The sequence below is a fragment of the Azospirillum tabaci genome, from assembly GCF_014596085.1.
Taxonomy (GTDB): domain Bacteria; phylum Pseudomonadota; class Alphaproteobacteria; order Azospirillales; family Azospirillaceae; genus Azospirillum; species Azospirillum tabaci.
The window spans coordinates 1-18245 of record NZ_JACCJY010000022.1 but is presented as its reverse complement, the minus strand read 5'-3'; the positions used below and the strand labels follow the sequence as shown (position 1 = coordinate 18245).

The window sequence follows — 18245 nt, the reverse complement described above, 5'->3', positions numbered from 1 at the left end:
GAACCGACGATAGCACCAAACAGTTGATACGGATTTTCCGAGAGATTGGATCAAAAAGAAAATTTTTTAGGACGCGGGATGGGATGGCTGGGTTGTGCGATTTGTCACAGAAAACCGCCCGCCGTCCGGCTAAAGTCGCGCGCGTTTGAAGCCCCCTTACGAGACCCCGATGGCCGGACCCATGCTCAAGCTGTTGCTCGCCCTGTTGCCGCTCGGCGCGTCGCTGCTGATGCTGGCGACGGTTCAATGAGGAAACGGGTCACGAGTTGATGACCCGCCGCACCATCTCGTAAATCCCCATGCGCCGCAGCCCCCCCTGGAGGGCGGCGCGCAACGGCGCCGGAATGGACAGCAGGCGCCGCGGCTCGATCCCCGCCCGGCGCGTCTTCTCGAAGGCCGCACGGTCGTCGTAGGCGACCCGCCGCACGCTCACCGTCCGTCGGCCGGTGTCGAACAGCATCCAGGTCGCCCGCCGCTCCTCCGTGCGCGGCTCCCCCACCGTGCCGGGGTTGAGCAGGTAGCAGGAACCGCCGCGCAGGGCGACCTCGCTGTCGGGATCGTGCTCCCACAGCTCGCCGTTGCGGTATTCGTGGATGCCGAGCCGGTGCGTGTGCCCATAGGCGCCGACGCGGGCGCCGGAGGGATGGGCGAGCAGGGCCTGGGCGGTGCGCCGCATCCGGTCCTCGCTGTTCAGCCGGACCAGCTCGCAGCCCCGATCCACATGAAGCGCCCCGTGAACGGCGACGAGCTGGTCGCCGACGCTGGTCTTCAGCGGCAGGGCGGACAGCCACGCGACGTCCTCCGGCGGCAGGCGCTTGCGCGTCCAGGCGATGGCCCGGATGGCGCGGACGCTGAAGCCGTCGGTGGGGATCTGGCGGGTCACCGCGCGGTCGTGGTTGCCGGCGACGCAGACCGCCCCGGCCTCGCGCAGCAGGGCGATGCAGGGCGACGGGTCGGTGTTGTAGCCCACCACGTCGCCCAGGCAGACGACGCGCTCCACCCCCGCGCCGCCCATGTCGGCCAACGTGGCCTCCAGCGCCTCAAGATTGGCGTGGATGTCCGACAGGATGCCGATCCTCATCGCGGCGGCACCCTCATTGGGCCTTCATCGCGCCGCCGGGCGCGTCGTGGGGGGCGCGCGACGGCAGGAAACGGGCGAGCTGGTTGTGCAGGAAGGGCATGGGGTCGTCGAGCGCGATGGCCTTGGCCTCGCAGCCCAGCACCCAGAGCAGCCACGCGGCCATCGACAGGCCGCTGTCCCGGGCCGCCAGCCGGTCCTTGGTGATGTGGCACCAGCGCGCCCCGGCCCGCGCCTTGCCCGCCGCCGGACGCGGCAGGCCCAGGAGATCGGCGTGGACCAGCGCCGGCAGGTTGACCCCGGCCACCGCCCCCAGATGGTGCCACAGGTTGAAGCGCGGGTTGACCTCCAGCAGGTGCAGCGCGCCGTCCGGGGCGCGCTTGAAGTCGAACTTGGCGACGCCGCGCAGGCCCAGCCGTTCGGTCAGCGAGCGGCCCAGCGCCGCGACGTCCGGCGCGTCGGTGATGGTCAGGGCGGTGCTGTGGCCGTAGGCGAGGGGATAGGTGCGGATCTTGGCCCCCGTGAACTCCCCGGCCACGCCGCCGCCCTCGTCGACATAGACGTGGTAGCTCTCGATCCGGGTTTCCGGGCCGGGGATCATCTCCTGCACCAGCAGGTCCAGCCCGACCGCCGCCAGCCGCGGCCACAGGGCGCGCAGCTCCTCGGCGGAATCGACCTGGATGGCCTTGGCGAAGCCGTCCGCCTCGTCCCACACCCGGCGGCGGGTCAGCGGCTTGACGATCAGGGGGAAGCGCAGGTCCACCATGTCGGGTACGGACTCGCGGGTCGGGGAGAGGCGGCGGGTCGCCGGGACGGGCAGGTTCAGCCGCTCGGCCAACGCCTGGAAGCGGCCCTTGTCCACCAGATCCTCGACCAGCTCGGCGTCGGCGATGGCGAAGCGGAACCCCTCGGCCAGCCGGTCGCGGTTGCGCGAGACGAGCAGGAGCTGGGTGTCGTCCTGGAAATAGAGGACCGGCTTTTCCGGCTGGCCCTTGGCGAAGGCCATCATCACCTCGACCAGCCCGTCCGGGTTGCGCGCCGGGTCGTCCCAGAGGATGGCGTCCTTGGTGAAGCGGGAATGCAGGGCGCTGGCGCCGGGATGGGTGACCACGGCGCAGCGCAGCCCGGCCAGCCCCAGAGGGCGCACCATGTCCATGTCGCCCATCACGCAGGCCAAGGCGGAACTGGCGGTGGATTTACTGGCGGCGGGGGTGTTCTTCATCCTCGGCATCCTCCAGCCGCCCCGTCGGCGGCCCTGCGGTTGCGGCGTTGGCTCTAGAGGCGTCAGCGGTTCATCAGGGGAAGCGGGCTGCGGATCAGCCGCCTCATCCGGTCGGTCAGCCCGGCCTTGACGCGGCGCAGGCGGGTGTCGATCTGGCGGCTCAGCCGGTCGGGGCCGAGCGCGATCCAGTTCATCGGCTGCTCCGTGTTGGACAGCAGCGGCTTGTGTCCAGCCGGGGTGGACATGAAGTCGTAGCAGTCCTCCCCGCGGGCCAGCGTGTCCTCGATGGCCAGGACGTGGGCGACCAGACCGGGTTTCAGCCGGTTGTCGGCCTCATAGGCGAAACCGCCCTGGTAGTTCATCACCCGCCCGCGATGGACGAAGTTGTAGAGATAACCGATGACCGCGTCCCCGGCGCTGACCCGGCACAGCCGCACCGTCCCCGCCGGGACGCCGCTGGCGATCAGCCGCTCGTGGAACGGACGGAAGGACGGGTTGGAGAAGGCGCCGGACTGGCCGCGGGCGTTCCAGCTCGCCTGATGCAGGACCTCCATGGCGTGGAAGTCCTCCAGCGCCTCCTCCGCCGTCGCGGCGACGCGGTAGGTCAGGGGGCCGCGTTCCGCATAAAGCCTCATGGCCCGGCGCACCGCGGCGCGGGTGTTCTTGCCGAGGCTGGCGAGGTAGCCGGCCCCCTGCCGGCGCACGCCCTCCAGATCGACCCACTGGCAGCTGTCGGCCACCCGAACCTGCAGCGCGTGGCCCTGCCGGGCCGCGGCGAGCCGCACCGCCGCTTCCGCCTCCGGCTCCAGCCCGCCCAGCACCAGCTCGTCCCAATTGGTCAGGCGGCGGCCCAGCCAGTCGAAGCAGGCGGCCAGCACCGCGTCCGCGCAACGCCGGTCCGCGAGGATGCCGTTGTACTCCACGAACAGCCGGTCGAAGGTCCGCTCTCCGGTCTCGTGCAGCAGCCAGCAGCGGGTGCGCAGCAGACCGAAGCGCCATTGCGTGCGCGGACAGAGGAGCGCCAGCCCGACGACCTGCCCGCCGCGCCGCGCCATCAGCGCGTGGGGCCGCGTGCCGCGGGGCAGGGAGGCCACCCAGTTGCCGATCCACTGCCAGCTCAGGAAGAAGGACCCGTCGGCGCGTTGCTCCAGATCGGTCCAAAGCTCTTCAAGTTTGCTGGGATTTTCTAAAGGCTGCAAACTGATGTCGATGGTGTCGCCGTCGTCCTCAACAAGAGTCCTCATGTCCATGGGCTCGGTCTTCCCTGGGGGATGTTGATGAAGGGGCGGCTTCGAATGTCTACGTATAAAGAATGGAATTGGATCGACGTCTCGAAAACTTTGACCTCATCCGCTCTTTCCTGTGTTCCGGCGTCTGCATGATGTACGGACGACAAAGACGAAAAACGCTGTGGCGGAAGGTGGGTTGCGGCGTCCCGGTGGGGGAACCCGTCCGGGTCATCCGGGGTATCGGGCGGTGATGCGACGGCGAGATGGGGATGTCCATCTGCTCCCTGGAAGTCCTTCCGCCCGATGCCATGGGTCGGGGGCCGGCCGTTCGTCCCGGCCATTCGTTGGGGTCTTGCGGATGACCGTTGTTCTTTTGGGCTTTCCTCTCCATCTCTTGATTCCATGGGTTAGGCATCGGAAAGGACCGGCCCCGTGACCACGCCCGAAGAAGCCCTGCCGTCGCGGCTGGAACGCGCCTGCGCCGAGCGCGGGTTGAAGATGACCGGCCAGCGCCGGATCATCGCCCGCGTCCTGTCGGAAGCCGCCGATCATCCCGATGTGGAGGAGGTCTACCGCCGCGCGGCGGCGATCGACGCCGGGATCAGTCTGGCGACCGTCTACCGGTCCATGCGGCTGTTCGAGGAGATCGGGATCATCCAGCGCCATGATTTCGGCGATGGGCGCGCCCGCTACGAGGAGGCGCGCGGCGACCACCACCATCACCTGATCGACATCGAGACCGGCGAGGTGGTGGAGTTCCAGGACCCGGAACTGGAGGCCGCCGTCACCCGCATTGCCCGCCATCTCGGCTTCGACATGATCGGGCAACGGCTGGAGATCTTCGGGCGCCGCATCCAGCGCAAAGGCCCGGAGACGGCCTGATGGCGGCGGAACGGAGAACCGGGCCGGAGCGCGATCCGGCGGAGCGCTTCGCCGCCTGCGAGGCCGCTGTCTGTGGCTGCCGCCCCGTGGTGGAGCGCACCTACCGCGAGCTGGTCGATTGCGGGCGCCCAGACCGCCACGCGCTGGAGGCGGCAACGGTGGTGCTGCGCTGGCATCATCCGGAACTGGACGTGCCGCAGGCGCTTCAGATCGTCGAGCGCTGGGTGATCGCCCAGGGCCGGCTGCATTGATACCGGCTGCATTGACGGCGCATTGATCTTGCCTTGGCCGGCGGAGCGGTTCTAAAGCTCTGTCCCTACCGCGACACCGCAGGGCCATTCCCATCCATGGACGCCGACGCCGAAAGCCGCCTGACCGAGCTGGAATCCCGCCTCGCCCATCACGAGCGCATGGCTGAGGAGATGTCCGCCGTCCTGTTCGAGCAGGGGCGGACCATCGATCTCATGACGGCGCAGATCCGCCGCCTGCGCGACCGGGTGGCGGAGCTGGAATCCGGCGTGCCCCGCGCGCCGCAGGACGAGCCGCCCCCGCCCCACTACTGATCATCTCTTGCGGATGCCTACCGCATCTTCCAGCCGCCGCGCGGGCCGCACCAGCTGAACTGCGGGCCGGCGGGCGGCTGGCGCGAGCAGTCGGCCTGGGCGCAGCCGCAGGCGGGAAACAGGCAGCGGTCGCCGTTCACATCGGTGGCCTGAACGGCCAGCTCATAACGCGTGCCCCGCATCAATTGCGCGCCCGCCGCGCTGTTGCGCTCGTAATGCTCGACGACGGCGAGCAGACGCAGCATGCGGGCACGCTGTCCCTTGGTGTCGAGGCTCATCTTCCAATCTCCCGCCATGGCCGTCCGAGTCGTGCTCCGATGGACATGAAACGGCAGAAACGGGGCAAGGCTCCAGCGTGCAACGGCCTTACCCACCGCTGGCCGGACGCCCGCCGGACGCGGTTCCCCGCTTGGCGGTGGCTTGGCCGCGGGGCCTAGGACGCCGAGGTCTTCACCGCCTCCGCGTCTATGCCCTGACCTTCGCCGGGGGAGGGCGGCAGATCGGCCGTCCAGCGGATGCCGCGGTTGCGGCCGGCGCGCTTGGCCTGATAGAGCGCCTGATCGGCGTGGCGCAGGGTGTCCGCCACGTCGGGCGAATCCTCCGGCCACAGGGCGATGCCGAGCGAGCAGCCGACCCGCACCGCTTCGCCCTGGACGCTGACGGGCTCGTTCACCGCCTCGATGATGCGGCGGGTCAGCCCGTCCAGGTCCGGCGGCTCGGCGCCGGCCCGCTGTGGCAGCACCGCCGCGAACTCGTCGCCCCCCAGCCGGGCCACCACGTCGTCGCCGCGGAAACAGGCGGCCAGCCGCTCACCCACCTGACGCAGCACGAGGTCGCCGGCGTCGTGGCCCAGCCGGTCGTTCACCGGCTTGAAGCCGTCCAGATCGATGTAGAGGAAGGCGGCGGAGCCGTTGCCGGCGGTCGTGGCCTCCACATACTGCTCGAAATAGCGGCGGTTCGGCAGGCCGGTCAGCCGGTCCTGATAGGCGATGTCCTCCAGCCGCACCAGGGCGGCGTCGCGGTGGGTCAGCCCGTCCACCAGATCGCGCAGCGTCGCCGACAGCGAGGTGATCTCCGCGCTGCCGCCCAGCACCGGCATTTCCGCCCCGCGTTCGCCGCTGCGGATGCGCTCAGCCGCCTGCGCGATGCGGCGCAGCGGCCGCGTGACCCGCCCGGCGGCCATCCAGCCGAGCGCGCTGAACAGCAGCACCATGGCGCCGCCGGCCAGCACCGTCTCGACCATCTGGGCGGTGGCCGGGGCGTAGGCGACGGCCAGCGGTTGGCGGGCGACCACGCTCCAGCCCAGGCCCGGATAATTCATGTATCCGTTGCCGTAGGCGTAGCCGGTCAGGTAGCGCTGCCCGTCCGGCCAGCGTTCGACGATCCAGCCGCTCTCGTTCTTCTGCGCGCTGCGCACCGCCTTGATGTCCAGGCTGGTGCCGAGCAGTTCGCGGGGGCCGAGCAGCACCGTGCGGTCGGCCGCGACCACGATCAGTTCCAGCTCCGCGCGGCCCCGCATGGTGTCCATCAGGGAACGGCGGATCTCGCGCGTCCATTCCCAGCTCAGATGCGTGGCGAGCACGCCGACGACCTCGCCCCGGTCGTTGTGCACGGGGGTCGAGATGTCGACGAACTTCATGGCCTCGCCCGTCGGGTTGGGCAGCAGGAAGGCCAGCATCACCGCGTCGTGCACGTCACCGACGAACTGTGTTTTCTGCCCGTTCTGGAAGACCGGACGCTTGGAAATGTCCACGCCCTCCAGCAATCCCCCGGTGGCGGCCAGCACCTTGCCCTTGGTGTCGGTCACACCCATCCAGGACATGGTCGGGAAGAACTCCTGGAATTGCTCCAGCAGCCAGCGCAGCCGGACCGGATCGTCCATGGCGGGGGTGATGCCGAGCTTGGCCAGCATGCCGATCTCGCTGGCGCGCGACCACATGGAGCGGTCCAGCCGGTCGGCCATGTTGTGGGCGGCCTCCGCGAGCGAGTGCCCGATCTCGCCTTCGATCCGTTCGCGGGAGCGCAGGCCGGTCAATCCCGCCAGCACGACGGAGACGCCAACGACCAGAACGGCGCCGGTCAGAGCCACCGTCGTCCGCAGACCGCGTTCCCTCGCCATGACGCCCGGCAGCTCCCATCAACACTCCGCCGCCGTTCCGTCAGGAAGACCGCTTACGAAGGTTCTATCAAGTTCGGCCAGGTTTCAAAAGCGACATCGGGGCGTGGCCACGCATACCGGCGCATGAATTTGCTGGAATGGCGGGTCAGCGGGCGGGCCGATCCCCCACCGCGGTGCGACGGCAGTCGGACAGGATGTTGCCGACGGTGACGCGTTCCCGCTCGTCCATGGTCAGCTCCCAGCGCGCTTTCACGGCGATCCAGCCCGCCACATAGGCGCAGATGTACTCCTCGCGCGGGGGCAGCCAATCCTCCGGCCCTTTCGATCCCTTGGCGCGGTTGGCCGCCGCCGAGACGGTGACGAGGGTCAGCGGGTCGCTCAAATCGTTGGCGTAGGCGGCGCGCTTCTCGCGCGGCCAGTCGTAGCCGCCGCTGGCGTAGGCCTCCTCCAGCGGCACGCGGTGGTCGATGTCCACCTGCTTCGGCTCGGTGAAGGTTTCACCGGTGTAGGGGTCGTTCCAGACGCCGGACTGCACGGAACAGCCGTTGGCCGACAGCTTCGCCGGCTTCGCGGAGTCGCGGATCAGCACCTGCTCGCGCGTGTTCAGGCACTTGGCGTCGAGGGTCAGCCAGTGCGGCCACTCGTCCCGCACATAGCCGCGGCGGCGTTCCTCCGTCACCTGGATGCGGTCGAGCTGGGCGGCGACGGTGGCGTAGTCGATGCTGGCGTCCGGGACCGGGCGGGGGATGGGCCTGGGATTGGGGCGCTGGGTCTTCTCCTCGCCGAAAATGGAATCCAGCGTGCCGGGCGGAACGAGGTGGAAGCGCTCCGCCGCATAGACCGCGGCCAGCACCAGCAGAACGGCGATCAACCCGCCCAGAGTCAGGGGACGGCCCTGCCGGCCCCCCCGCGGTGCTCCGCCTCTCCGTCGTGCCATGCCTGCTTCCCTCAGCCTGATGTGCGCCATACGTGGATATGGTGGCGGGCGTGTTCTATGGCGCTTTGGGAAACAGGTGCAACGGCTCTGGAGGGGGTGGGGGTCCGTTGACCGTCATGGAGCGTGTGGAAATGAAGCGGCAGAGCCCGAGACTTGCCCCAAACCCTGCCGCACAAGACTGAAGGACTTTCGGAGCCGACCGTTCAGCCCGGCCGGGCACTCCTCAATCCACCGCCTCTCACCCCATGGCGGGCAGCCGGTCCAGGAACTTGTCGAGCGTGATCGGGTACTCGCGCACCCGCAGGCCCGTCGCGTTGTGGACCGCGTTGGCGACCGCAGCACCCACCCCGCACAGGCCCAACTCGCCCACTCCCTTCGCCTTCATCGGCGAGGAGACCGGGTCGGCCTCGTCCAGGAAGATCACCTCCTGGTGCGGGATGTCGGCGTGGACCGGCACCTCGTAGCCGGCGAGGTCGTGGTTGACGAAGAAGCCCGCGCGCTTGTCGAGCGCCAGCTCCTCCATCAGAGCGGCGCCGACGCCCATGGTCATGGCGCCGATCACCTGGCTGCGCGCCGACTTCGGGTTCAGGATGCGGCCCGCCGCACAAACCGCCAGCATCCGCCGCACGCGGATCTCGCCGGTCGCCGAATCCACCGCGGCCTCCACGTAATGGGCGCCGAAGGTCGATTGCTGGTACGTCTTGTCGAGGTTGCCGTATTCGATGCCGTCCTCGGCGGACAGGCCGTCAGCGCCCGCCGCCTCGGCCAATGGGACCTTGCGGTTGCCGGCGACGACCTGCCCGTCGGCGAAGCGGGCGTCGGCGGAGTTGACCCCGAGCCGCTGGGCCACCGCCTCGCGCAGCTTCACGCAGGCGGCGTAGACCCCGGCGGTGGCGTTGTTGGCGCCCCATTGGCCGCCCGACCCGGCGGACACTGGGAAGCTTGAATCGCCGAGCCGCACCGCCACCTTGTCCAGCCCGACCCCCATCATCTCCGCCGCGGTCTGGGCGATGATGGTGTAGCTGCCGGTGCCGATGTCGGTCATGTCGGTCTCGACCGTGACGATCCCGCGCTGGTCGAGCCGCACCCGCGCCGCCGACTTCGTCAGCAGGTTGTTGCGGAAGGCCGCCGCCATCCCCAGCCCGACCAGCCAGCGCCCGTCGCGCACCTGACCCGGCTTCGGGTTGCGCTTCGCCCAGCCGAACCGCTCCGCCCCCAGGCGCAGGCACTGCACGAGCTGGCGCTGCGAGAAGGGCCGGTTGGGGTCGGCGGGGTCGGTCTGGGTGTCGTTGCGGATGCGGAACTCCACCGGGTCCATGCCCAGCTTCTCCGCCATCTCGTCCATCGCGACCTCCAGCGCCATCATGCCCGATGCCTCGCCCGGCGCGCGCATGGCGTTGCCTTCGGGCAGGTCGAGCGTGGCGATGCGGTTGCCGATCAGGCGGTTCGCCCCGGCGTAGAGCAGCCGCGTCTGGTCGGTCGCCGTCTCCTCCGAGCCGCCGGGCAGGTTGCCCGACCAGCTTTCATGGGCGATGGCGGTGATCGTGCCGTCCGGCGTGGCGCCGATGCGGACGCGCTGGATGGTGGCGGGCCGGTGCGTGGTGTTGTTCATCATCAGGGGCCGCGACAGTCCGACCTTGACCGGACGCCCGGCCTCCCGCGCGCCGAGTGCCGCCAGCAGCGCGTCGGCGCGCAGGAACAGCTTCCCGCCGAAGCCGCCGCCGATGAAGGGGGAGATGACGCGCACCTTGTCCTTCGGCATCTTCAGCGTCGCCGACAGGTCGGTCACCATCCAGTCGATCATCTGGTTGGAGGTCCAGACGGTCAGCCGGTCGCCCTCCCAGGCGGCGATGGTCGCGTGCGGCTCCATCATCGCGTGGCTCTCGTCCGGCGTGGTGTAGGTCTCGTCGAGCTTCACGGGAGCCGCCGCGAAGGCGCCCGCGAAATCGCCGACCACCGAATCGCCGTCCTTGGTCTTCTCCGCCTTGTCCTTGACCGCTGCCAGATCGTAGGCGCCGTCCGCGGGGGTGTAGTCGATGCGCACCAGCCCCGCCGCGGTGCGGGCCTGCTCGAAGGTCTCGGCCACCACCAGGGCGACGGCCTGCTGGTAATGCTCGATCTCCGGCCCGCCGAGCAGGGTCGCGGTGTTGCGCTTGCTCTTGTCGAGCGGTCCGGCGTTCTCCGCCGTGACGATGGCGACGACGCCGGGGGCCTTCCGCGCCGCCTCCAGGTCCATGGACGCGATGCGCCCCTTGGCGATGCCCGAGCCGATGACCCAGCCATAGGCGACGTTCGGCGCCACGTCGTGCCATTCATAGGCGTAGGTGGCTTTTCCCGTCGTCTTCAGCGGGCCGTCGATGCGGTCGGTCGGCTTGCCCACCACCTTCAGCTGGTCGATCGGGTTGGTGGTCGCGGGAGTGTCGAACTTCATGGTGTCTCAGCCTTTCGCTCTCCCTGGCCTTTCGCTTCGGCCAGCACCGAGGCGAGCGTCCGCTCGACCAGGGTCAGCTTGAATGCGTTGTCGTGCGTCGGCTTCGCATCGGCCAGCAGCCCGGCGGTCACCACCTTGGCGCCGCGCGGCATCTCGGCCTCGGCGGCCTCGACGCGCCAGGGCTTGTGCGCCACGCCGCCCAGCGCCACCCGGCCGCCGCCGTCGCGCTGCACCACCGCCGCGACGGAGACCAGCGCGAAGGCGTAGGACGCGCGGTCGCGCACCTTGCGGTAGACGTGGGTGCCGCCGACCGGCTTGGGCAGCGTCACCGCGGTGATGAGTTCGCCGGGCAGCAGCGCCGTTTCGATGTGCGGCGTGTCGCCGGGCAGCCGGTGGAATTCCGCGATGGGAATCGTCCGCGTCGTCCCGTCGGCCCGCACCGTCTCCACCGTGGCGTCCAGCGCGCGCATGGCGACGGCCATGTCGCTGGGGTGGGTGGCGATGCAGGCGTCGCTCGACCCGACCACGGCGAGCTGCCGGCTGTAGCCGCCGATGGCGGCGCAGCCGCTGCCGGGCTGGCGTTTGTTGCAGGGCTGGTTGGTGTCGTAGAAGTAGGGGCAGCGCGTGCGCTGGAGCAGGTTGCCCGCCGTCGTCGCCTTGTTGCGCAGCTGGCCCGACGCCCCGGCGAGCAGGGCGCGCGACAGCACGCCGTAATCGCGCCGCACCCGTTGGTCGGCGGCCAGCGCCGTGTTGCGCACCAGCGCGCCGATGCGCAGCCCGCCGTCCGGCGTCGCCTCCACGGTGTCGAGCTTCAGCCCGTTGACGTCGATCAGATGGGCCGGCGTCTCGATCTCCAGCTTCATCAGGTCGAGCAGGTTGGTGCCGCCCGCGATGAACTTGGCGCCCGGCCGGCGCTCGACCGCGGCGGCCGCGGCGGCGGGGGAGTCCGCCCGCTCGTAGGTGAAGGGTCTCATGCCTCCCTCCGTGCGACGTCCGAGATCGCATCGACGATGTTGGAATAGGCGCCGCAGCGACAGATGTTGCCGCTCATCCGCTCCCGATACTCATCGACCGTGGCCTGGGGCGCGGCGTTGAGGTCGGCGGTGACGTGGCTGGGCACGCCGGCCTTGATCTCGTCCAGCATCGCCACCGCCGAACAGATCTGGCCCGGCGTGCAGTAGCCGCACTGGTAGCCGTCATGCTCCACGAAGGCCGCCTGCATGGGGTGCAGCTTGCCGGGCAGGCCCAGCCCCTCAATGGTGGTGACGTCGCCGCCCTCGTGCATCACGGCGAGCGTCAGGCAGGAGTTGATCCGCTGCCCGTCCACGATGACCGTGCAGGCGCCGCACTGGCCGTGGTCGCAGCCCTTCTTGGTGCCGGTGAGGTGCAGATGCTCGCGCAGCGCGTCGAGCAGCGTCGTCCGCGTGTCGAGTTCAAGGTCGCGGCGCTGCCCGTTCACGGTGAAGGTGACCTTGGACAGGACGGGCGACAGGGACGGTGCGTCGGCTCCGGTTGCGGGAGGTGGCATGGCGGTCTCTCCAACGGTTGCCGCCCGCGCCGGCGCCCGGAACGGCGCCGCCGTCAGCGCGGCGGTGGCGGCGGTCCCAAGCAGGAGGCCGCGCCGCGTCATGTCGAGGTCGCCGGAATGGTGCATGTTTGAATTCCTCTTCCCTTCCTGGCTGTGCTCGCGGCCCCGTGGGACAGGGCGCAGGCGTGCGGACGGTTCATCCGCTTGTGCGGATGGGGAGAAGCTAGGCCGTGCCGATCCGGGGATTACCCGCCGGTCCCTGATAAAGCTTATGAAACGGATCAATGGAACGCAGCGGCCCTGCGGATGGTTGAACCGGGTTTGCCCGGCGCCCTTTGCGCCGCCTTCTTTCATCCACTCGCCTTGATCCGCTTGCGGCGCACCGACATGATTGGCCGGCGCGGGAGGCTCATCGCTCCCGCTGGCAAAGGGCCGAGCAAAGGAAGGTGAGCGTTGGATCTGCGTCAGTTGCGGTATTTCATCGGCATCGTCGATGAAGGCTCCTTCACGGCCGCGGCTCAGAAGCTGAACGTCGCCCAACCGGCCCTCAGCCACAACATCCGCAATCTGGAGGCGGGCCTCGGGGTCAAGCTGCTGACCCGCGGCGTCCATGGGGTCAAGCCGACCGCCGCCGGCACCCGGCTGTACGAGCATGCGGAGATCATCCTGCGCCACGTCGCCCAAGCGACCGAGCAGGTGCGGAACTGCTCGGGCACGCCGAGCGGGCTGGTGACCGTCGGCTTCACCTCGTCGGTGGCGCTGGTGGCGGCGGTTCCCCTGGTGCAGGCGGTCCGCGCCGAGCTGCCGCAGGTGTCGCTGCGGGTGGTCGAATCCTTCAGCGGGACGATCCTGGAATGGCTGAACGACGACCGGCTGGATTTCGGCTGCATCTATGACGTGACGCGGTCGCGCACCCTGCTGGCCGAATCGCTGGTGCGCGAGGATCTCTACCTGATCGGGCCGCCGGGCGGCGAGGGCGGCGACATCGCCTTCGACGAGCTGGCCGGCAAGGACCTGATCCTGCCGAGCCGCCCGCACAATCTGCGCGACCGCATCGAACGGGTGGCGCGCGAGACCTGCACGGTCGTCACCGTGGTGGTGGAGATCAACGGGCTTCCCCAGATCAAGACGCTGGTCGCCAAGGGGGTGGGCTATTCGGTCCTGCCGATCTCGGCGGTGATGGAGGAATGGCGGGCGGGCCAGGTCTCCGCCCGGCTGATTGTTGCGCCGTCCCTGCGCCGCTCGGTCCATCTCTGCCGGCCCCGCGGCGCCCCGGTGACCGAGGCCGCGGCGGCGGTGCGCGAGACCTTCCTGCGGGTGGTGCGCGATCTGGTCGGCGGCGGCGACTGGCCCGGCACCCTTCTGCTGGACGAGGAAGCGGCGGCGTCCTAGCGGTTCGATCTCATAGCGCTTCGTTATGCGATGCATGCCCCATCTGTATTGGATCGGGGCCGGTCCGGCTGTTTACCATCGCGGCCACGGACGATCGGCCCTGGCCCACAGCGGAGGCTTCGCACAATGACTTTACCTCTGTCGGGACTGCTCGTCGTCTCTCTGGAGCAGGCGGTGGCGGCACCGCTCTGCACGTCGCGCCTCGCCGACGCCGGGGCGCGGGTGATCAAGATCGAACGGCCGGAGGGCGACTTCGCCCGCGGCTACGACGCCGTGGTCCACGGGCAGAGCTCCTATTTCGTCTGGCTCAACCGCGGCAAGGAGTCGGTCGTCCTCGACATCAAGACGCCCGAGGACGCCGAGCTGCTGGAGCGGCTGATCGCCCGCGCCGACGTCTTCGTGCAGAATCTGGCGCCGGGCGCGGCGGAGCGGGCCGGCTTCGGTTCGGACGCGCTGCGGCGGCGCCATCCCCGGCTGATCACCTGCGACATCTCCGGCTACGGCGACGACGGCCCCTACCGCGACATGAAGGCCTACGACCTGCTGGTGCAGAGCGAGACCGGGCTGGCCTCCATCACCGGATCGCCGGACCAGCCGGGGCGCGTCGGCGTGTCGGTGGCCGACATCGCCTGCGGCATGAACGCCTACACCGGCATCCTCCAGGCGCTTCTGGAGCGCGAGCGCAGCGGCGAGGGGTCGGCGGTCGCCGTCTCCCTGTTCGATTCGCTGGCGGAGTGGATGATGGTGCCGCTGATGCACCACGACCATGGCGGCAAGGCGCCGGGACGGGTCGGGCTGATGCACCCGAGCATCGCCCCCTATTCCGCCTTCGCCCTGGCCGACGGCCGGCAGGTGGTGCTGTCGATCCAGAACGAGCGCGAATGGGCCGCCTTCTGCGCCGACGTGCTGCTGCGGCCGGAGCTGGCGACCGACGAGCGCTTCTCGACCAACAACCGCCGCGTCGCCAACCGGCCGGAGCTGGACGCGCTCGTCGCCGCCATCTTCCGGACCATGGACCACGCCGAGGCGGTGCGCCGGCTGAATCGCGCGCGCACCGCCTTCGGCTCGCTGAACGAGGTGGCCGACCTGTCCACCCACGCGCAGTTGCGCCGCGTGACCGCCGAGACGCCGGGCGGACCGGTCGACGTGGTGGCGCCGCCGGTGCAGGTGCGCGGCCGACCCTACGCCTCCGGCGCCGTTCCGGCGCTGGGCCAGCACACCGATGCCGTCCGGCGTGAAGTCTTCGAACCGACGCCGTCCGGCGTCAAACCGTCGAACAATAAGGGGGGAGCATGAGCATGGACCATCTGCGCGACTGGATCGGCCGGTCGGAAAGCGCCGAGGACGTCGCGTCGCCGGTGGCGCTGACCGGACTGGCCGCGACGCTCGACCACGACAATCCGCCCTGGCCGGCGGGCGAGGTGCCGCCGCTGGGGCATTGGCTGTATTTCCTGCCGAAGGCTCTGCAGCGCGACATCGCCGAGGACGGCCATCCGCACAAGGGCGGCTTCCTGCCGCCGGTGGAACTGCCCCGCCGCATGTGGGCCGGCGACACGCTGACCTTCCACCGGCCGATCCGCAGCGGCGAGGCGATCACCCGCCGCTCGACCATCGAGGAGGTCACCCCGAAGGAGGGCCGCTCGGGCCGGATGGTCTTCGTGAAGGTCCGGCACGAGATCAGCACCGCCGCCGGCGTCGCCATCACCGAATTCCACGACATCGTCTACCGCGAGGCCGCCAAGCCCGGCGACGCCCCCGTCCCCGGCGAGCGCCCGTCGGGCGAGGCGGTGTGGCAGCGGCGCATCCAGCCCGATCCGGTGCTGCTGTTCCGCTACTCCGCCCTGACCTTCAACGGCCACCGCATCCATTACGACCGCGACTATTGCCGCGACGTCGAGGGCTATCCGGGGCTGGTGTTCCACGGCCCGCTCAGCGCCACCATGCTGATGGACCTGTTCCTGCGCGAGAATCCGGGCGCTCGGGTGACCGGCTTCCGCTTCCGGGCGAAGCGGCCCCTGTTCGACATCCATCCGCTGACCCTGTGCGGTGCGCCGACCGCCACCGGCGCCACGCTGTGGGTGACCGACCACGAGGGCTTCGTCGCCATGTCCGCCGAGCTGGACGCCGAACGGTCATGACGTCGGCGCATCGCGACACGGTTGGAGGAAACGTCTGATGTCCCTGCCGTATCAATCCTATCTCTTCGTCCCCGCCGACAACGCCAAGCTGCTGGAAAAGGCCCACCAGCGCGGGGCGGACGCCCTCATCCTCGACCTCGAGGACGCGGTCCTGCCCGCCGGCAAGCCGGAGGCCCGGCGCGGGCTGTCCGTGCCGATCGACCGGCTGCACGGGCTGGGCGTGCCGGTCCTCGTGCGGATCAACAGCGGCTGGCGCGACGCCGTCGCCGATCTGGAGGCCGCCGTGCGCCCCGGCGTGGCCGCCCTGGTGGTGCCCAAGGCCGAGGACGCCGGGGCGCTGCGCGTCCTCTCCGCCATGATCGCGGAGTGGGAGGTGGAGCGCGGCCTGACGCCGGGCGCCATCGGCCTCGTCGCCCTCATCGAGAGTCCGCTGGGGCTGGAGCGGCTGGCCGGGATCGCCGCCGTCCCGCGCGTGGCGGCCCTGGCGCTGGGCAGCGAGGATTTCGCCCTGACTTTGGGGGTGGAGCCGACCGAGGCGCTGCTCGCCCTGCCGTGCCGCCAGATCGCGCTGGCTGCCGCCGCCCGCGGTCTCGCGGCGATCGGCCTGCCCGGCTCGCTGGCCGAGTTCCGGGACCTCGGCGCCTACCGCGCCATGGTGGCGCAGGCGCGGGCCATCGGAATGACCGGCGCGCTGTGCATCCATCCGGCCCAGCTGCCCGTCGTCCGCGACGTCTTCGCCCCCTCCGCCGCCGACGTGGCCTGGGCCGGGCGGGTGGTCGCGGCGTGGGACGAGGCCCAGGCGGCGGGGCGCGGCGCCGTGTCGGTGGACGGGCGCATGGTCGACCGTCCCGTCGCCGAGCGGGCGAAGGCCATCCTGGCGCGCAGCGCCGCCACGGCCTGAAACGCGGCAACAATCAAAAAAGCAGGGTGACGAGACATGAAGACCAGCATCGGTCAGGGCTTCGACGAGATCCGCGACGCCGTGCGCGCTCTCTGCGCCGAATTCCCCAGCGAGTACCACCGCCGCATCGACGAGGAGCGCGGCTATCCCGAGGAATTCGTGGACGCGCTGACCAAGGCGGGCTGGATGGCCGCCCTGATCCCGGAGGAGTATGGCGGTTCAGGCCTCGGCCTGACCGAAGCCTCCGTCATCATGGAGGAGATCAACCGCTCGGGCGGCAATTCCGGCGCCTGCCACGGCCAGATGTACAACATGAACACGCTGATCCGGCACGGCTCGGAGGAGCAGCGCCGCCGCTATCTGCCGAAGATCGCGGCGGGCGAACTGCGCCTCCAGTCGATGGGCGTCACCGAACCGACCACCGGCACCGACACCACCCGCATCAAGACCCGGGCGGAGAAGAAGGGAGACCGCTACGTCATCAACGGGCAGAAGGTGTGGATCTCCCGCGTCCAGCATTCCGACCTGATGATCCTGCTGGCCCGCACCACGCCGCTCGATCAGGTGCGCAAGAAGTCGGAAGGCATGTCGATCTTCATTGTCGACATCAAGGAGGCGATGGCCAACGGCATGACCGTCCGGCCCATCCGCAACATGGTCAACCATGAGACCAACGAGCTGTTCTTCGACAATCTGGAAATCCCCGAGGAGAACCTGATCGGCGAGGAAGGGCAGGGCTTCAAGTACATCCTGACCGGCCTCAACGCCGAGCGGGTGCTGATCGCGGCGGAATGCATCGGCGACGGCTATTGGTTCGTCGACAAGGTCTGCGACTACACCCGCGACCGTCAGGTGTTCGGCCGCCCGATCGCCCAGAACCAGGGCGTGCAGTTTCCCATCGCCGAGAGCTTCATCGAGGTCGAGGCCGCCAACCTGATGCGCTTCGAGGCCTGCCGCCTCTACGACGCCGGGGAGCCCTGCGGCGCCCAGGCCAACATGGCGAAGTACCTCGCCGCCAAGGCGTCGTGGGAAGCGGCGAACGCCTGCCTGCAGTTCCATGGCGGTTTCGGCTTCGCCAGCGAGTATGACGTGGAGCGCAAGTTCCGCGAGACCCGGCTGTATCAGGTGGCCCCCGTCTCCACCAACCTGATCCTGGCCTACGTCGCCGAGCACGTCCTGGACCTGCCGAAGTCCTACTGACCGGACCGGTCTTCCCGGGCTCAATTCCCCAGCGGTGCCGGAGGTGGCCTGAAAGCCGCCTCCGGGTTTGAGCTGACCCACCGCCCGCAAAGAAAAAGGCGTGTGCCGGAGCCCGAAGGTTCCGGCACCCGCCTTTCGTTTGCGGAGCGCGCTGCGACGCCGCTCAGCCGAACCAGGCGGCGGCGTTGCCGGTCTGGCCGAGGATGGTGATGCGGTTGCCCCCGCCGACGTCGAGCGTGGTGTTGCCGCCCTCCACCCGCGCCGAGCGGATCACCGCGCCCAGGTCGATGCCGGCCTCGTGGAAGGCCAGGCGGTCCACCCCAACCTCGAAGTCCATCACCACCGACCCGCCCGAGGCCCGCCCGAAGGCGAAGACGTCCACCCCGGCCCCGCCCCACAGCGTGTCCGCCCCGCCGTCGGCGAACAGAAGGTCGTTGCCCGCCCCGCCGTGCAGCACGTCATCGCCCGCCCCGCCGAACAGCGTGTCGTCGCCCTCCTCGCCGAACAGCGTGTCGTTGCCCGCCCCGCCGGTGGCTAGGTCATGGCCCGCGCCCAGCCCGATCAGGTCGCGCCCCGCCCCGCCCAGCGCCGTGTCGTTGCCCGCCCCGCCGCTGAGCGTGTCGTC

The 18245-nt window shown here is 69.9% G+C and carries 18 protein-coding genes; 8 read left to right on the top strand and 10 right to left on the bottom strand.

What is annotated here, in order from left to right; all coding sequences use genetic code 11:
- Positions 1-259: 259 nt before the first annotated feature.
- The 3 genes from H0B54_RS19270 to H0B54_RS19260 all read right to left on the bottom strand — a co-directional run bounded on the left by H0B54_RS19270 (position 260) and on the right by H0B54_RS19260 (position 3544).
- A complete protein-coding gene (locus tag H0B54_RS19270) occupies positions 260-1081 on the bottom strand; it encodes a metallophosphoesterase family protein (RefSeq protein ID WP_188261680.1) in 822 nt (273 codons plus the stop codon).
- A gap of 13 nt (positions 1082-1094) precedes the next feature.
- Positions 1095-2300, bottom strand: a complete 1206-nt coding sequence (locus H0B54_RS19265; RefSeq protein WP_188261679.1) for a carboxylate--amine ligase — start codon at positions 2298-2300, stop codon at positions 1095-1097.
- A 62-nt stretch (positions 2301-2362) separates the two neighbouring features.
- The gene (locus H0B54_RS19260; protein ID WP_246472626.1) at positions 2363-3544 is read right to left on the bottom strand and encodes a GNAT family N-acetyltransferase; all 1182 of its coding nucleotides are present in this window, start codon (positions 3542-3544) and stop codon (positions 2363-2365) included.
- Between the two features lie 438 nt (positions 3545-3982).
- Here H0B54_RS19260 and H0B54_RS19255 point away from each other — a divergent pair, with 438 nt between their 5' ends.
- The 3 genes from H0B54_RS19255 (at position 3983) to H0B54_RS19245 (ending at position 4974) form a co-directional block, all read left to right on the top strand.
- Positions 3983-4411: a Fur family transcriptional regulator gene (locus H0B54_RS19255; protein WP_035677391.1), complete on the top strand. Its 429-nt coding sequence runs from the start codon at positions 3983-3985 to the stop codon at positions 4409-4411.
- Positions 4411-4662 (top strand): hypothetical protein, encoded by a 252-nt coding sequence (locus H0B54_RS19250; RefSeq protein ID WP_094305104.1) that lies wholly within the window; start codon positions 4411-4413, stop codon positions 4660-4662. Before H0B54_RS19255 ends, H0B54_RS19250 begins: the two co-directional genes overlap by 1 nt.
- A gap of 96 nt (positions 4663-4758) precedes the next feature.
- Positions 4759-4974 (top strand): SlyX family protein, encoded by a 216-nt coding sequence (locus H0B54_RS19245; RefSeq protein WP_188261677.1) that lies wholly within the window; start codon positions 4759-4761, stop codon positions 4972-4974.
- A gap of 17 nt (positions 4975-4991) precedes the next feature.
- Here the strand turns inward: H0B54_RS19245 and H0B54_RS19240 are convergent, their stop codons facing one another.
- From H0B54_RS19240 to paoA, 6 genes are all read right to left on the bottom strand, one after another.
- Complete coding sequence (locus H0B54_RS19240; RefSeq protein ID WP_094305106.1) at positions 4992-5252, bottom strand: hypothetical protein; 261 nt, start codon at positions 5250-5252, stop codon at positions 4992-4994.
- A 155-nt stretch (positions 5253-5407) separates the two neighbouring features.
- The gene (locus H0B54_RS19235) at positions 5408-7093 is read right to left on the bottom strand and encodes a GGDEF domain-containing protein (RefSeq protein ID WP_188261676.1); all 1686 of its coding nucleotides are present in this window, start codon (positions 7091-7093) and stop codon (positions 5408-5410) included.
- Positions 7094-7238: 145 nt separating this feature from the next.
- Complete coding sequence (locus tag H0B54_RS19230) at positions 7239-8030, bottom strand: HNH endonuclease family protein (protein ID WP_188261675.1); 792 nt, start codon at positions 8028-8030, stop codon at positions 7239-7241.
- 238 nt (positions 8031-8268) lie between these two features.
- Positions 8269-10461, bottom strand: coding sequence for an aldehyde oxidoreductase molybdenum-binding subunit PaoC (paoC, locus tag H0B54_RS19225; protein ID WP_188261674.1), 2193 nt, complete (start codon positions 10459-10461; stop codon positions 8269-8271).
- Complete coding sequence (locus H0B54_RS19220) at positions 10458-11435, bottom strand: FAD binding domain-containing protein (protein WP_188261673.1); 978 nt, start codon at positions 11433-11435, stop codon at positions 10458-10460. Before H0B54_RS19220 ends, paoC begins: the two co-directional genes overlap by 4 nt.
- Complete coding sequence (gene paoA, locus H0B54_RS19215; RefSeq protein WP_188261672.1) at positions 11432-12115, bottom strand: aldehyde dehydrogenase iron-sulfur subunit PaoA; 684 nt, start codon at positions 12113-12115, stop codon at positions 11432-11434. Before paoA ends, H0B54_RS19220 begins: the two co-directional genes overlap by 4 nt.
- A 327-nt stretch (positions 12116-12442) precedes the next feature.
- Between paoA and H0B54_RS19210 the strand changes: the two genes are divergently transcribed.
- The 5 genes from H0B54_RS19210 (at position 12443) to H0B54_RS19190 (ending at position 17620) form a co-directional block, all read left to right on the top strand.
- Positions 12443-13381 carry a LysR family transcriptional regulator gene (locus H0B54_RS19210; protein ID WP_188261671.1) on the top strand — a complete coding sequence of 313 codons (939 nt, stop codon included), beginning with the start codon at positions 12443-12445 and terminating at the stop codon, positions 13379-13381.
- A 126-nt stretch (positions 13382-13507) separates the two neighbouring features.
- Positions 13508-14677, top strand: a complete 1170-nt coding sequence (locus H0B54_RS19205) for a CaiB/BaiF CoA transferase family protein (RefSeq protein ID WP_188261670.1) — start codon at positions 13508-13510, stop codon at positions 14675-14677.
- Positions 14674-15519, top strand: a complete 846-nt coding sequence (locus H0B54_RS19200; protein ID WP_246472625.1) for an HTD2 family dehydratase — start codon at positions 14674-14676, stop codon at positions 15517-15519. Before H0B54_RS19205 ends, H0B54_RS19200 begins: the two co-directional genes overlap by 4 nt.
- A 37-nt stretch (positions 15520-15556) precedes the next feature.
- Positions 15557-16420 (top strand): HpcH/HpaI aldolase/citrate lyase family protein, encoded by an 864-nt coding sequence (locus tag H0B54_RS19195; RefSeq protein ID WP_188261669.1) that lies wholly within the window; start codon positions 15557-15559, stop codon positions 16418-16420.
- Between the two features lie 36 nt (positions 16421-16456).
- Positions 16457-17620: an acyl-CoA dehydrogenase family protein gene (locus tag H0B54_RS19190; RefSeq protein ID WP_188261668.1), complete on the top strand. Its 1164-nt coding sequence runs from the start codon at positions 16457-16459 to the stop codon at positions 17618-17620.
- A gap of 163 nt (positions 17621-17783) precedes the next feature.
- Here H0B54_RS19190 and H0B54_RS19185 read toward each other — a convergent pair.
- On the bottom strand, positions 17784-18245 hold a 462-nt coding region (locus H0B54_RS19185; RefSeq protein ID WP_425490056.1), incomplete at its 5' end, for a calcium-binding protein.

Bases quoted from the DNA above. Each gene is read 5' to 3' on its own strand.
- H0B54_RS19270 (WP_188261680.1), bottom strand. From the start codon at position 1,081: ATGAGGATCGGCATCCTGTCGGACATCCACGCCAATCTTGAGGCGCTG.
- H0B54_RS19265 (WP_188261679.1), bottom strand. From the start codon at position 2,300: ATGAAGAACACCCCCGCCGCCAGTAAATCCACCGCCAGTTCCGCCTTG.
- H0B54_RS19260 (WP_246472626.1), bottom strand. From the start codon at position 3,544: ATGAGGACTCTTGTTGAGGACGACGGCGACACCATCGACATCAGTTTG.
- H0B54_RS19250 (WP_094305104.1), top strand. From the start codon at position 4,411: ATGGCGGCGGAACGGAGAACCGGGCCGGAGCGCGATCCGGCGGAGCGC.
- H0B54_RS19245 (WP_188261677.1), top strand. From the start codon at position 4,759: ATGGACGCCGACGCCGAAAGCCGCCTGACCGAGCTGGAATCCCGCCTC.
- H0B54_RS19240 (WP_094305106.1), bottom strand. From the start codon at position 5,252: ATGAGCCTCGACACCAAGGGACAGCGTGCCCGCATGCTGCGTCTGCTC.
- H0B54_RS19235 (WP_188261676.1), bottom strand. From the start codon at position 7,093: ATGGCGAGGGAACGCGGTCTGCGGACGACGGTGGCTCTGACCGGCGCC.
- H0B54_RS19230 (WP_188261675.1), bottom strand. From the start codon at position 8,030: ATGGCACGACGGAGAGGCGGAGCACCGCGGGGGGGCCGGCAGGGCCGT.
- paoC (WP_188261674.1), bottom strand. From the start codon at position 10,461: ATGAAGTTCGACACTCCCGCGACCACCAACCCGATCGACCAGCTGAAG.
- H0B54_RS19220 (WP_188261673.1), bottom strand. From the start codon at position 11,435: ATGAGACCCTTCACCTACGAGCGGGCGGACTCCCCCGCCGCCGCGGCC.
- paoA (WP_188261672.1), bottom strand. From the start codon at position 12,115: ATGCACCATTCCGGCGACCTCGACATGACGCGGCGCGGCCTCCTGCTT.
- H0B54_RS19205 (WP_188261670.1), top strand. From the start codon at position 13,508: ATGACTTTACCTCTGTCGGGACTGCTCGTCGTCTCTCTGGAGCAGGCG.
- H0B54_RS19200 (WP_246472625.1), top strand. From the start codon at position 14,674: ATGAGCATGGACCATCTGCGCGACTGGATCGGCCGGTCGGAAAGCGCC.
- H0B54_RS19195 (WP_188261669.1), top strand. From the start codon at position 15,557: ATGTCCCTGCCGTATCAATCCTATCTCTTCGTCCCCGCCGACAACGCC.
- H0B54_RS19190 (WP_188261668.1), top strand. From the start codon at position 16,457: ATGAAGACCAGCATCGGTCAGGGCTTCGACGAGATCCGCGACGCCGTG.